10 protein-coding genes are annotated in these 12,878 nt (G+C 72.7%); 9 read left to right on the forward strand and 1 reads right to left on the reverse strand.

Features of this window, described 5'->3' with window-relative positions; all coding sequences use genetic code 11:
* Nucleotides 1-204: 204 nt before the first annotated feature.
* Nucleotides 205-933, forward strand: coding sequence for an aquaporin Z (gene aqpZ / locus ACFQUV_RS01370; protein ID WP_129611645.1), 729 nt, complete (start codon nucleotides 205-207; stop codon nucleotides 931-933).
* On the opposite strand, the gene mutY is transcribed toward aqpZ, so the two are convergent.
* Nucleotides 934-2,094: an A/G-specific adenine glycosylase gene (mutY, locus tag ACFQUV_RS01375; protein WP_129611646.1), complete on the reverse strand. Its 1,161-nt coding sequence runs from the start codon at nucleotides 2,092-2,094 to the stop codon at nucleotides 934-936.
* A gap of 27 nt (nucleotides 2,095-2,121) precedes the next feature.
* On the opposite strand from mutY, the gene ACFQUV_RS01380 reads away from it, so the two are divergent.
* The 8 genes from ACFQUV_RS01380 (at nucleotide 2,122) to ACFQUV_RS01415 (ending at nucleotide 12,877) form a co-directional block, all read left to right on the forward strand.
* The gene (locus tag ACFQUV_RS01380; RefSeq protein ID WP_129611647.1) at nucleotides 2,122-2,598 is read left to right on the forward strand and encodes a DUF721 domain-containing protein; all 477 of its coding nucleotides are present in this window, start codon (nucleotides 2,122-2,124) and stop codon (nucleotides 2,596-2,598) included.
* A 288-nt stretch (nucleotides 2,599-2,886) separates the two neighbouring features.
* Complete coding sequence (locus tag ACFQUV_RS01385) at nucleotides 2,887-3,531, forward strand: DsbA family protein (protein WP_129611648.1); 645 nt, start codon at nucleotides 2,887-2,889, stop codon at nucleotides 3,529-3,531.
* Between the two features lie 265 nt (nucleotides 3,532-3,796).
* On the forward strand, nucleotides 3,797-7,264 hold the full coding sequence (locus ACFQUV_RS01390) for a chromosome segregation SMC family protein (protein WP_129611649.1): 3,468 nt from the start codon (nucleotides 3,797-3,799) through the stop codon (nucleotides 7,262-7,264).
* Nucleotides 7,265-7,523: 259 nt separating this feature from the next.
* A complete protein-coding gene (locus tag ACFQUV_RS01395; protein ID WP_129611650.1) occupies nucleotides 7,524-8,123 on the forward strand; it encodes a hypothetical protein in 600 nt (199 codons plus the stop codon).
* Between the two features lie 722 nt (nucleotides 8,124-8,845).
* Nucleotides 8,846-9,409: a LemA family protein gene (locus tag ACFQUV_RS01400; protein WP_111388366.1), complete on the forward strand. Its 564-nt coding sequence runs from the start codon at nucleotides 8,846-8,848 to the stop codon at nucleotides 9,407-9,409.
* A gap of 58 nt (nucleotides 9,410-9,467) precedes the next feature.
* Entirely contained in the window at nucleotides 9,468-10,682 is a 1,215-nt protein-coding gene (locus ACFQUV_RS01405; protein WP_378394007.1) for a M48 family metallopeptidase, read from the forward strand.
* 126 nt (nucleotides 10,683-10,808) lie between these two features.
* Nucleotides 10,809-11,564 (forward strand): hypothetical protein, encoded by a 756-nt coding sequence (locus ACFQUV_RS01410; protein ID WP_111388809.1) that lies wholly within the window; start codon nucleotides 10,809-10,811, stop codon nucleotides 11,562-11,564.
* A gap of 224 nt (nucleotides 11,565-11,788) precedes the next feature.
* Nucleotides 11,789-12,877: a quinone-dependent dihydroorotate dehydrogenase gene (locus ACFQUV_RS01415; RefSeq protein WP_129608198.1), complete on the forward strand. Its 1,089-nt coding sequence runs from the start codon at nucleotides 11,789-11,791 to the stop codon at nucleotides 12,875-12,877.
* The last annotated feature ends 1 nt before the right edge of the window (nucleotide 12,878 follow it).

The raw sequence follows: 12,878 nt of genomic DNA on the forward strand, positions 1-12,878 counted from the left end.
ACCCCGCCCGCGGGCCGTGCAGAAGAACCGGCAGCGCACGCTGCGGCCGTGAGTCTCAGCCATGTTTTCGCCCGCGGCGTCGCGGACCGCTCGGCACGGCAGCACCGGCGAGACGCCTTCCTCATCACCTCGTACGGTCGTCGGAGCGTCAGCCGTCCTGTCCTCACGCCCTCCGCCGACAACCGTACTCGAAGGAAACACATCATGGATGCGCGCAAGCTCGTCGCCGAGGCGATCGGCACGTTCTGGCTCACCTTCGGCGGCTGCGGCAGCGCCGTCCTGGCGGCGGCGTTTCCGGAGGTCGGCATCGGCCTGCTCGGCGTCTCCTTCGCGTTCGGCTTGACGGTGCTGACGATGGCCTACGCCATCGGCCACATCTCCGGCTGCCATCTCAATCCCGCCGTCACGGTGGGCCTGGCGGCGGGTGGCCGGTTTCCGGCCGGGCACGTCGTGCCCTACATCGTCGCCCAGGTGATCGGTGCCGTGATCGGCGCCGCGGTGCTCTACGCGATCGCCAGCGGCAAGGCGGACTTCAGCCTTGCCGGCGGCTTCGCGGCCAACGGCTACGGCGACCACTCGCCCGGCAAGTACGGCCTGGTCTCGTGCCTGGTCGCCGAGGTGGTGCTGACCATGATGTTCCTGTTCATCATCATGGGTTCGACCCACGGCAAGGCGCCGGCCGGCTTCGCCCCGATCGCCATCGGGCTCGGCCTGACGCTGATCCATCTGATCGGCATTCCGGTCACCAACCTGTCGGTGAACCCGGCCCGCAGCACCGGCCCGGCGGTGTTCGTCGGCGGCTGGGCGCTGGCGCAGCTCTGGCTGTTCTGGCTGGCACCGCTCGTCGGCGGCGCCGTCGGCGGTGTGCTCTATCGCTGGCTGAGCAGCGAGCCGTCCGCGCAAGTCACCGGCACGGCGGCCGCCCGCGGGTGATCAGCCGCGTCGCGGTCGGGACGGCGGCGCCGCCGGGCCGACCGCGACGCCGGCGTGAGCCAGCACCTTACGCATGACGTTGGGAAAGGCCGCGCCGGCGATGTCGCCGGCCGCGATCCAGCGGCAGCCCGCCGGTGCCTCGGCACCGTGCGGCGCCCGCGCGACCAGCACGACGAGCTCCAGCGGAAAATGCGTGAACACATGGGTGACGACGCCCGGCACGCGACGCCAGTCGCTCGGCCCGAGCCCAAGCATCGGCGCATGGTCGCGCGCGGTGCGCGTCTGGAAGTCGGCCGACCAGTCGGTGGTCGGCACCTCGGTCATGCCGCCGAGGAGCCCCGAGGGCGGGCGGCTGCGTGCCAGCACGGCGCCGTCCGCCCGCACCGCCACGAAGGCGGCACCACGGCGCAAGGTCCCCTCGCGCTTCGGCGCCTTGCGCGGAAACGTCTCGGGATCGCCGCGGCGGCGTGCGGCGCACGGCTCCGCCCACGGGCACAGCACACAGGCCGGCGCCTTCGGGGTGCAGATCGTGGCGCCGAGATCCATCAGGGCCTGGGCGACGTCGCCGGGCCGCGGCGCCGGCATCAGCGCCGCCGCCAGCGCCTTCACCCGGGGCTTGGCGGCCGGCAGCGCCTCCGCCACGGCGTGGAGCCGCGTCATCACCCGCTCGACATTGCCGTCGACCGGCACGACGGGCGCATCGAAGGCGATCGCCGCCACCGCCTTGGCGGTGTAGTCGCCGATGCCGGGCAGCGCCCGCAGCGCCGCCTCGTTGTCCGGGAAGACGCCGCCGTGCCGCTCCACCACGGCGCGCGCGCAGGCATGCAGGTTGCGGGCGCGTGCGTAGTAGCCGAGCCCCGCCCACAGCCGCAGCACCGCGTCGAGATCGGCGGCGGCGAGGTCCCGCACCGTCGGGAACGCCGCCGTGAACCGCAGGAAATACGGCACCACCGCCTTGACGGTGGTCTGCTGGAGCATGATTTCCGACAGCCACACCGCATAAGGATCGCCGCGTGCGCCGGGCGGCGCCCGCCAGGGCAGCACGCGGCGGTGGCGGTCGTACCAGGCGAGCAGCGCCCCGACGGCGGGTGGCGCCGCGGCGGCGGGCTGCGGCTCGGGACGGGACGGCTTCCGCGCGGGGGTCGGCGCTGCTACGGTCATCCGCCTCCTCTGACAGAGCCGCCCGCGATGAACAAGCCGGCCCGGTCCCGCCCGCGCCCCCTCGCCGACCTGGTCGGCCCGTGCCTGTCGCCCGCCTTCCGGCGGCGCGGCTTCGCCACGGCCGAGATCGTCACCCACTGGGACGACATCGTCGGCGCCGAGGTGGCGGCGATCGCCGAGCCGATGAAGATCGAGTGGCCGCGCAGCCGCGACGGCGAGGCCCCCGACCCCGCCACCCTGGTGCTGCGGGTGGAGGGGCCGGCCGCCATCGAGGTGCAGCACATGGCTGGGGTGATCGTCGCGCGCCTCAACCAGTTCTTCGGCTGGCCGGCGATCGGCCGGCTGGCGCTGCGCCAGGCGCCGCTGCAACGGCGCACCCGGCGGCGGCCGCGCCCGACCCTCGATCCGGTCGCCGTGGCGGCGGTCGCCGACAGCCTGGCGGTGACCGACGACCGCCTGCGGGCGGCGCTCGCCCGGCTCGGCGCCGCGGTCAGGCGCGGCTGACGGGCCACGGCCCGACGGCCCCGGCGAACCGGCGAACCGGCGGACCGACGGCTCTCGCGGGCCGGTTCTCGCAGGAACGTGACCATGGCAATCTCGCCACAAATCGCGGTCAGATTGCCTCGGCGCTGCAAACCCGCTAGCCAACCGCGCGACGCGCGAGCCGGCGGCCCGACCCGTGGTCACGCCGTCCGAGGCCCGCCCGGCGCGCGGCTCGGCCGGTCGACCCGATCGATGCCCGACCAATCGAGACCCCGAGTTCCCGCGACCCCGAGACCCGAGCCGAAGAGGATGACCGTGCCCGTCACTCGCCGCCAACTCGTCACCAGCGCCTCCTGTGTGGCCGCCGCCGCCGCCATCGGCCTTCCCGTCGCGGCCCGCGCCGACACGGTCGACGTGGCGGAGCTGATGAAGCCGAGCACCCTCGGCGACATCTATATCGGTCCCGACACCGCGCCGGTGACCATCGTCGAGTACGCCTCGATGACCTGCAATCACTGCGCCGCGTTCACCACCCAGGTGCTGCCGAAGATCAAGGAGCGCTACATCGACACCGGCAAGGTGCGCTACGTGCTGCGCGAATTCCCGCTCGATCCGCTCGCCGCCGGCGCCTTCATGCTGGCGCGCTGCGCCGGCAAGGACAAGTATTACGCGATGGTCGACACGCTCTTCCATCAGTTCGGCAAGTGGGTGGTGCAGAACCCCATCCCGCCGCTGCTCGCCATCGCCAAGCAAGCCGGCTTCACCCAGCAGACCTTCGAGGCGTGCCTCCAGGATCAGAAGCTGCTCGACGGCCTCGACGAGATTCGCAAGCGCGGCTCGCAGCAGTTCAAGGTCGAATCGACCCCGACCTTCTTCGTCAACGGCGAGCGCGTCGTCGGGGCCGTCCCGTTCGAGGAGTTCGCCAAGATCATCGACCGCCATCTCAAGGCTTGATATCTCAAGCCGGACAAGGGCTTGACTGGGGCGCCACGGCGCCCCGCCGGGCCGCCGCGCAGCCCGCCGGCGGCCACAAAGGTCTGGACAAGCCGGCCGGGCCGGTTGCTTTCGCGGCCGCGATCGATTCATTCTCCGGCCCGATGCGGCAGACCTCGACCCGACCGGGCCCGAGCCATCACGCCATGTGCACGCCGACGATATCCACGTCCAGGATGTCGGTCGCGTTCGATTCGTCGTGTCTCGCGCAGGGACCATTCCGAGCATGAAGTTCAAGCGGCTGCGCCTGATCGGCTTCAAGTCCTTCGTGGAGCCGACCGACTTCGTCATCGAGCCGGGCCTCACCGGGGTCGTCGGCCCGAACGGCTGCGGCAAGTCCAACCTGGTCGAGGCCCTGCGCTGGGTGATGGGCGAGGCGTCGCACAAGGCGATGCGCGCCGCCGACATGAACGACGTGATCTTCTCGGGCAACCAGAAGCGCCCGGCCCGCAACACCGCCGAGGTGTCGATCCTGATCGACAACGGCAGCCGCACCGCGCCGGCCCAGTTCAACGGCGACGACACGCTGGAGGTGTCGCGCCGCATCGAGCGCGAGCAGGGCTCGCTCTATCGCGTCAACGGCCGCGAGGTGCGCGCCCGCGACGTGCAGATCCTGTTCGCCGACGCCTCCTCGGGCTCACGCTCGCCGGCCCTCGTGCATCAGGGCCGCATCGGCGAGATCATCCAGGCGAAGCCCGAGCAGCGCCGCCGCGTGCTGGAGGAGGCCGCCGGCATCTCCGGCCTGCACGCCCGCCGCCACGAGGCCGAGCTGCGCCTGCGCGCCGCCGAGCAGAACCTGACGCGGCTCGAGGACGTCATCGGCCAGCTCGTCAACCAGGTCGAATCGCTCAAGCGCCAGGCCCGCCAGGCGGTGCGCTACCGCGCCCTGTCGGGCCATGTGCGCAAGGCCGAGGCGACGCTGTTCCATGTCCGCTGGCGGCAGGCGAGCGACGAGGTGGTGGCGGCCGAGCAGGCGCAGACCGCGAGCGTCGGCGACGTCGCCGAGCGCACCCGCGTGCAGGCCGAGAGCGCCACCCGGCAGGCGCTCGCCGCCGCCGCGCTGCCGTCGCTGCGCGACGCCGAGGCGAAGGCCGCCGCCGCGCTGCAACGGCTCGTCTCGGCGCGCGACGCGCTGGAGCGCGAGGAGGCGCGCGCCAACGAGCGCATGGCCGAGCTCGATCGCCGCCTGCAACAGATCGGCGTCGACCGCGAGCGCGAGGCGCGCCTGCTCGCCGACGCCGACGGCACCATGGCGCGGCTCGACGCCGAGCGCGAGACGCTCGAGGCCGATCTCGAAGCGGCGGCCGAGCGCCGCGCCGCCATCGACGAGCGGGTCGCCGAGGCCGATGCGGCCGTCGCCGTGGTGGAGAAGCGCCTGGCCGAGCTGACCGCGGCGCTCGCCGACGTGTCGGCCAAGCGGCGCCAGCTCGAAGGCGCGGTGCGCACCCACAGCGAGCGGGCGAGCCGCACCGAGACCGAGCTTGCGAGCGTCACCGCCGACCTCGATCGGATGATGGCCGAGGCGGCCGGCGCGGTCGACATCGAGGCCCTCGCGGAAGCCGCCGAGATCGCCCAGGCGGCACTTGCCGAGGCGGACGCCGCCTCGCTGCGCGCCGAGGCCGCCCATTCGGCCGCCCGCCAGGCGCTCGACGTCGCCCGCCAGCCGCTCGCCGAGGCCGAGCGCCGCGTCAACCGCCTGGAGACCGAGGCCAAGACCCTCGCCAAGGTGCTCCAGGTCGACGCCAAGCAGCTGTGGCCGCCGGTGATGGACCAGCTCACCGTCGAGAAGGGCTACGAGACCGCGCTGGGCGCCGCCCTCGGCGACGATCTCGACGCCCCGGTGGAGCCGACCGCGCCGATCCGCTGGACGCTGTCGCCCGGCGACGGCGGCGACCCGGCCTTGCCGGACGGCGCCGAGCCGCTGGTCGCCCGGGTCACCGCGGCGCCCGACGCGCTGCGCCGCCGCCTCGCCCAGATCGGCGTCGTCGCCCGCGCCGACGGCCCGCGGCTCGCCGCCCTGCTGAAGACCGGCCAGCGGCTCGTCTCACCCGAGGGCGACCTGTGGCGCTGGGACGGCTTCGCGGTCGCGGCGCACGCGCCGACCAGCGCGGCCCGCCGCCTCGCCGAGCGCAACCGCCTCGCCGACATCGAGGCCGAGCTGGAGATGGCGCGCGCCGAGCTGGAGACCCGCCGGGCCGCCGTCGAGACCGCCCAGGCCGAGGTGCGCGCAGCGGCCGAGCAGGAGACCGCGACCCGCGCGGCAAGACGCGACCAGCAGCGCGCCGTCGACGCCGCCCGCGACCGCCAGGCCGCCGCCGAGCGCGAGCTGTCGCGGCTCACCGCCCGCCGCGCCGGGCTGGTGGAGGCACAGTCGCGCCTCGCCGCCACCCGCGACGAGGCCCGGGCCGCCGCCGAGGAGGCCGCCGCCGCGCTGGAGGGGCTCGATCCGACCGACGTGCTGGACGCCGAGCTCGCCGAGGTGCGCAGCCGCGCCGGCAGCGAGCGCGCCGCCCAGGCCGAGGCCCGCGCGGCCGCCCAGGCACTCGCCCGCGAGATCGACATGACCACCCGCCGGCTCACCACGGTGACCGGCGACATCGCGGCTTGGCGTGACCGCAAGGGCAGCGCCGCCTCCCAGATCGAGACGCTGGCGGCCCGCCTGGAGGAGACCGCCGCCGAGCGCGAGGAGCTGTCGGAGGCACCGGCCCAGTTCGCCCTCAAGCGACGCTCGCTGATCGGCGAGGTCGAGGCCGCCGAGGCGGAGCGCCGCGCCGCCGCCGACGCGCTCGCCGCCGCCGAGACCGCCCAGCGCGAGGCCGACAAGGCCGCCAACGCGGCCCGCGACGCCATGGCGTCGGCACGCGAGCAGGCGGTGCGCGCCGAGGAGCGCCACGAGGCGGCCAAGCGCCGCCTCGCCGACGTCGCTCGCGAGATCCACGAGGTGCTGGAGGTCGAGCCCGCCGCCCTGCCGGCCATCGCGGAGCTTACGCCCGACGCGCCGTTGCCCGAGCTGGCCGCCGTCGAGGAGAAGCTGGAGCGGCTGCGCCGCGAGCGCGAGCGCCTCGGCGCCGTGAACCTGCGGGCCGACGAGGAGCTGCGCGAGATCGAGCAGCAGCACACGACGCTCACCGCCGAGCGCGAGGATCTGACGGCCGCCATCAAGCGGCTGCGCCAGGGCATCCAGAGCCTCAACAAGGAGGCGCGCGAGCGCCTGGTCGCCTCCTTCGAGGTCGTCAACGAGCACTTCAAGCGGCTGTTCACGACGCTGTTCGGCGGCGGCACCGCGGAATTGCAGCTCACCGAGAGCGACGACCCGCTGGAGGCCGGCCTCGACATCCTGGCGAAACCGCCCGGCAAGAAGCCGGCGACGCTGTCGCTGCTCTCCGGCGGCGAGCAGGCGCTGACCGCGATGGCACTGATCTTCGCGGTGTTCCTCACCAACCCGGCGCCGATCTGCGTGCTCGACGAGGTCGACGCCCCGCTCGACGATCACAACGTCGATCGCTTCTGCGACCTCCTCGACGAGATGACGCAGTCGACCGATACCCGCTTCGTGATCATCACCCACAACCCGATCACCATGGCACGGATGAACCGGCTGTTCGGCGTCACCATGGCGGAGCGCGGCGTGTCGCAGCTCGTCTCGGTCGATCTCGAGGCCGCCGGCAAGATCGTCGACCAGCAGGTGGCCTGACCGCCAGCAGCGGCCCGACGCCGACGCTGTGCAGGCCGACCGCGCCACAAGCGACCTCGCCACCAGCCAACATCGCCGCAAAGTCGGCACGATGGCCGATCATCGTCGGCCGCACGGTCGAGGTGCGTGTGCACGTTCGGCCGGGGCTCCGCCGCTCCCGCGAACGTGACTGGCGAGGAACCGAGTCGTTCAGTCCGGGTTCAGTCGGGTGTGGCAGTGTGCCCGTGGGCGAGGCGTGAACCCTCGGAGACGACGAGCGATGACCTTCTGGTACAGGCAGCTACGCGGTGGGTTGGCGGTCGCGGCGGCGATCGCGGCCATGGTGCTGGTGTTCGGCACCACGGCGGAGGCTCAGCGGATGGGTGGTGGCGGCTTCCACGGTGGTGGCGGCTTCCGAGGCGGCGGCTTCCACGGCGGTGGCGGTTTCCGGGGCGGCGGATTCGTGGGTCGACCCGGCGGCTTCGTCGGCGGCCCGCGCTTCTACGGCGGTGGCGCCCGCTTCGTCGGGGGACCCCGCTTCTACGGCGGCCCGCGCTTCTATGGCGGTGGCGCGCGCTTCGTCGGCGGTCCCCGCTTCTATGGCGGCCCGCGCTTCTACGGCGGCCAGCGCTTTTATCGGCCCGGCATCTACCGTCCGATCTACGGCCCGGGCTGGCGGCGCGCCTATTGGGGCCAGCCCTACTGGCGCTATCGGCGTCCGTGGATCGGCCCGGCCTTCGTGGGTGCCGGCTTCTACGGCGCCAGCTACTACGGCTCGTGCTGGCGTTGGCGGGCGACCCCGTGGGGCTGGCGGCGCGTCTATGTCTGCGGCGCCCCCGCCTATCCGTACTGGCGTGCAGCCTATCCTTGGGGCTGGTGATCGGCTCGAGAGGATCGCAGCGAAGACGATCGTAACGAAGGCGATCGCATCGGAACCCCGCCGATCCGGCCGGCGGACCTCGTCCGGCTCGGGCGAGGCCGGATCGGTGGGGATCTGATACCAACGGCAACACTCTCGGACTGCACCTCCGTCATGGCGGCCAGAAGGCCGGGCATGGCGGGCCAATCAGCAGCCGTCGGTATGAGAGAGCATGTCGTGAGGCCTCGTGCCCCGGACGCGGCGCGCAGTGCCGCGAGCCGGGGCCCAGAGCCGCAGGCTCCGCAATCGCCCCCCTGGGTCTCGGGTCTCCGGCGCGTCGCGCCTCCGCCCGGGACACGCCACCCCCCGACCAAATTGCACCGACGCAGCATTCTCGGAGAGCCCGTGGGGCTCCCCTTGTTTTCAGCCACCGAGTTTGGCGCCCGCCGCGCCCGGGTGCCACCCGGTCCATGAACCTTCCCGCCGGCGCGCATCACCAAGGACCGTCCACACCGCCGTGCGGTTGTCGCGGGCATGCCGATCCCACTCGTCACGTCATTGCGGTATGCTGACCCGGCGCCGGCCGGAATGCCGCCCGCTCGGCGGAGTCGGTCCGTCCTGTCCGGTGACCGATCTCTCGTCGGCCGATTTCTCGTCGGCCGATCTCTCGTCGGCCGATTTCTCGTCCGCCGATCCGTCCTTCGCCGCCGTTCCCATCGTTGCCCCTCGTCTGGAGGCCGTTGATGTCCACCACCGCCTGGATCGTCCTCGGAGTGCTCGTCGTCCTCGTCCTGTGGGTCATCACCGTCTACAACGGGCTCGTCGCCATGCGACAGCGCGTCGGCCAGTCGTTCGCCGATGTCGACGTGCAGCTCAAGCAGCGCCACGACCTGATCCCCAACCTGGTAGAGACCGTCAAAGGCTACGCCACCCACGAGCGCGGCACCCTCGAAGCGGTGGTGAACGCCCGCAACCGCGCGATGGCGGCACAGGGACCCGAGCAGCAGGTGGCCGCCGAAAACCAGCTCACCGGCGCGCTGCGCCAGCTCTTCGCGCTGTCGGAAGCCTATCCGGACCTCAAGGCCAACCAGAACTTCCAGCAGCTCCAGACCGAGCTGTCCGACATCGAGAACAAGCTCGCGGCGGCGCGGCGCTTCTTCAACAACGCGGTGAGCGAGTACAACACCGGCATTCAGCAGTTTCCGGCGGCGCTGTTCGCCGCCTCGATGGGCTTCCATCCGCAGACCTTCTTCGACGTCGGCGAGGAGCGCCGCACGCTGGAGCAGGCTCCGCAAGTGAAGTTCTGAACGCCTCCGCCGGGCCGCACGGTCCGGCGTCTCCGCCGGTTCCGATCCGAGGACCGCCATGGCCTACGGGCTCTACAGTCACATCCAGTCGAACCGGCGCCGCTCGGTCGTCCTGCTGATCGGGCTGTTCGGCCTCGTCTATGTGCTGGTGTTCGCCGGTGCGCTCGCCGGCGAGGCGCTGACGGTGGACGCCTCGCTGCCCTGGCTCCTCGCCAAGGCGCGCAGCGACTTCCTGGTGGCGGCGCCGTTCGCCACCGTCGCGACGGCGCTGTGGATCGCCATCGCCTGGCGCTTCCATCAGGCGATGATCGACGCCGTCACGGGCGGCCGCGACGTCACCCGCAAGGACGAGCCGCGGCTCTACAATCTGCTCGAGAACCTGTGCATCTCGCGCGGCATCCCGATGCCGAAGCTGAAGATCGTCGACAGCGACGCCCTCAACGCCTTCGCCACCGGCCTGAACGAGAAGCAGTACGCCGTGTCGGTGACGACCGGCCTCCTGGCGCGGCTCGACGATGCCGAGATCGAGGCGGTGCTGGGCCACGAGCTGACCCACATCCGCAACGGCGACGTCCGCCTGATGGTGATCGCGGTGATCATCGCCGGGGTGATCTCGTTCGTGGCCGAGCTGGTGTTCCGGGTCGGGCTCAACACCCGCTGGAGCGGCTCGCGCTCCGGCAGCGGTGATGGCGGTGGGGGTGGCGATCGCGGCAAGGGCGGTGGCGGCGCCGCCATCCTGATCGCCGTGGTGCTGGTGGCGGTCGCCTGGCTGCTGTCGTCGCTGATCCGCTTCGCGCTGTCGCGCTCGCGCGAATTCCTGGCCGATGCCGGCGCTGTCGAGCTGACCAAGAATCCCGACGCGATGATCTCGGCCCTGCGCAAGATCGAGGGCCGCGGCGAGCTTCCGGGCGCCACCTCGGCCGTGATGGAGCTGTGCGTCGACAACCCGCGCTCGGGCTTCGCCGACCTGTTCGCGACCCACCCCTCGATCGACGACCGGGCGGCCTCGCTGGTGAAATTCGCCGGCGGCCGCGATCCCGGCCCGCTCGCCCTGCCCGGCCCGGAGGACGAGGTGACGGGCGACCTTCCGGCACCGGACGCCGGCGCCGAGAGCCGCCACGGCCCGTGGGGCGACGCCCCCGGCCCCGAGGCCGGGCCGCCCCCCTCGCCGCCGGCCGGATCGCCACTCCCCTGGCCCGGCCAGCCGCCTGGTCCGGCGGACGGCGGACGGCCCCCCTTCCCGTTCCCGGGTCCCTGGGGTCCGCGGCGCTGATGCGCCCCCATCGGCCGCGACCCGAGCCTGCGGATCGGCGACGAATGGTGCCGCTTCCGACATGCACGCGCCGGCCGGACAGCGTAACCTTGCGCCACTGATTCGTTCACGATCCGGGACAACGCCATGGCGAGCCCAGCCGTCGTGCTGGTGGGAGCGGACAAGGGCGGCGTGGGCAAGACGACGGTCGCCCGCACGCTGCTCGACTATCTGCAAGCCCGCAAGCTGCCGACCCGCGCCTTCGACACCGAGTCGCCCAAGGGCACGCTCAAGCGGTTCCATCCCGAGATCACCGAGATCGTCGACATCACCACGGTCGCCGACCAGATGCGCGTCTTCGACTCGCTCTCGGAGGCGCAGGTCACCGTCATCGACGTGCGCGCCGGGCTGCTCACCCCGACGCTGCGGGCGCTGCGCGACATCGGCTTCACCGACGCCGCCCGCAAGGGCCAGATCAGCCTGACGCTGTTCCACATCCTCGGGCCGACCATTTCGTCGCTGGAGGAGATCACCGAGACGGCCGAGCACGTCGGCGGCACCCGCTATCATCTGGTCAAGAACTTCATCAACAACACCTCGTTCTTCGAGTGGGACCAGGCCACCTACGACAACTATTTCCGGCGCCTGGAGGGGGTGGCGGAGATCACCATCCCGAAGCTCAACGAGATGGCGGCCGAGCAGGTCGAGCTGTCCGGGGTGCCGTTCCTCTCCTTCGTGGCCAACAAGACCAGCAAGGGCGAGCCCGCCGCCTACTCGTTCGTGCTGCGCGGCTATGTGCGGCACTGGCTGAGCCACGTCTGGGCCGAGTACGACCGCATCAAGCTGTCCGACCACCTCGGTCCGCGCGACGTGGTCCCGCTGCGCGCCGGCCAGTCCGGCTGAGCCGCACGGCCCCGCACGGCGGCGCTGGGCCCCGGCCGCCCGGAGAGCCGCGACACGGCGGTGGAGAATGCGGGTTTTCCGGCCCGCCGGCGGCCCCGGCGCCTTGCCTCGCCGGCCCATCGCCGCGATAACACCCCCGTCCGCCGGGCCGCCGGGCCCGCGAGTGCCGGAGTGCGCGTCCTGGCGGGGCGCGCCCACCATTCCGCCGGACCGAACACACCGCCATGCACGATCTCCTCTACCGCCTCGCACGCCCGGCGCTCATGCGCTTCCTCGCTCCCGAGCAGGCGCACGGTCTCGCCGTCGCGGCGCTCAAGCGCGGCGTCGTGCGGGCGAGCCCGCCCCCCGACGACCCGATCCTCGCCACCCGGGTGTTCGGGCTCGATTTCACCAACCCGATCGGGCTCGCGGCCGGCTTCGACAAGCATGCCGAGGTGATCGACGCCATGCTCGGCTTCGGCTTCGGCTTCGTCGAGGCCGGCACGGTGACGCCGCGGCCGCAGCCCGGCAACACGGGCCAACGGCTGTTCCGGCTCGACGAGGACGAGGCGGTGATCAACCGCTTCGGCTTCAACAGCGAGGGCCTGCCGGCCTTCACGTCCCGACTCGCAGCCCGCCGGGCGCCCGGCGCTCAGCCGGCCCCCGGCATCGTCGGCGCCAATATCGGCAAGAACCGCACCACCGAGGACGCCGCGGCCGATTACGAGACCTGCATGGCGGCGGTGGCGCCGCTCGCCGACTACGTCACCGTCAACGTCTCGTCGCCCAACACGCCGGGCCTGCGCGGGCTGCAAGCGCGCGAGCCGGTGGAGGCGCTGCTGTTCCGCGTGCTGGCGGCCCGCGAGCGCGCCGTGCCGCCGCCGCGCCGGCCGCCGCCGCTGCTCCTCAAGGTCGGCCCCGATCTCGACGACGAGCAGATCCGCGACATCGCCGAGGTGGTGGTCGACACCAAGGTCGACGGCCTGATCGTCGGCAACACCACGGTGACGCGGCCGCCGACCCTCAAGAGCCGCTGGCGCGACGCCGAAGGCGGCCTCTCCGGCCGGCCGCTGATGGGGGTCGCCACCGAATGCCTGCGCGCCATGTATCGCCACACCGGCGGCCGGGTGCCGATCGTCGGCTGCGGCGGGGTCTCGAGCGGCGCCGACGCCTACACCAAGATCCGCGCCGGCGCCTCGCTGGTGCAGCTCTACTCGGCGCTGGTGTTCCGCGGCCCGGGCTTCGCGGCGACCATCAAGCGCGATCTCGCCCGCCTGCTGCGCCGCGACGGCTTCGCGTCGGTCGCCGAGGCGGTCGGCGCCGACCATCGGTGAG

The sequence above is a fragment of the Rhodoplanes sp. P11 genome (assembly GCF_964266735.1).
GTDB lineage: Bacteria > Pseudomonadota > Alphaproteobacteria > Rhizobiales > Xanthobacteraceae > Rhodoplanes > Rhodoplanes serenus.

Coding starts and splice junctions, on each gene's coding strand:
- ACFQUV_RS01380 (WP_129611647.1), top strand. CDS start 2,122: ATGAACAAGCCGGCCCGGTCCCGCCCGCGCCCCCTCGCCGACCTGGTC.
- ACFQUV_RS01410 (WP_111388809.1), top strand. CDS start 10,809: ATGGCGAGCCCAGCCGTCGTGCTGGTGGGAGCGGACAAGGGCGGCGTG.
- ACFQUV_RS01390 (WP_129611649.1), top strand. CDS start 3,797: ATGAAGTTCAAGCGGCTGCGCCTGATCGGCTTCAAGTCCTTCGTGGAG.
- ACFQUV_RS01405 (WP_378394007.1), top strand. CDS start 9,468: ATGGCCTACGGGCTCTACAGTCACATCCAGTCGAACCGGCGCCGCTCG.
- aqpZ (WP_129611645.1), top strand. CDS start 205: ATGGATGCGCGCAAGCTCGTCGCCGAGGCGATCGGCACGTTCTGGCTC.
- ACFQUV_RS01385 (WP_129611648.1), top strand. CDS start 2,887: ATGACCGTGCCCGTCACTCGCCGCCAACTCGTCACCAGCGCCTCCTGT.
- ACFQUV_RS01395 (WP_129611650.1), top strand. CDS start 7,524: ATGACCTTCTGGTACAGGCAGCTACGCGGTGGGTTGGCGGTCGCGGCG.
- ACFQUV_RS01400 (WP_111388366.1), top strand. CDS start 8,846: ATGTCCACCACCGCCTGGATCGTCCTCGGAGTGCTCGTCGTCCTCGTC.
- mutY (WP_129611646.1), bottom strand. CDS start 2,094: ATGACCGTAGCAGCGCCGACCCCCGCGCGGAAGCCGTCCCGTCCCGAG.
- ACFQUV_RS01415 (WP_129608198.1), top strand. CDS start 11,789: ATGCACGATCTCCTCTACCGCCTCGCACGCCCGGCGCTCATGCGCTTC.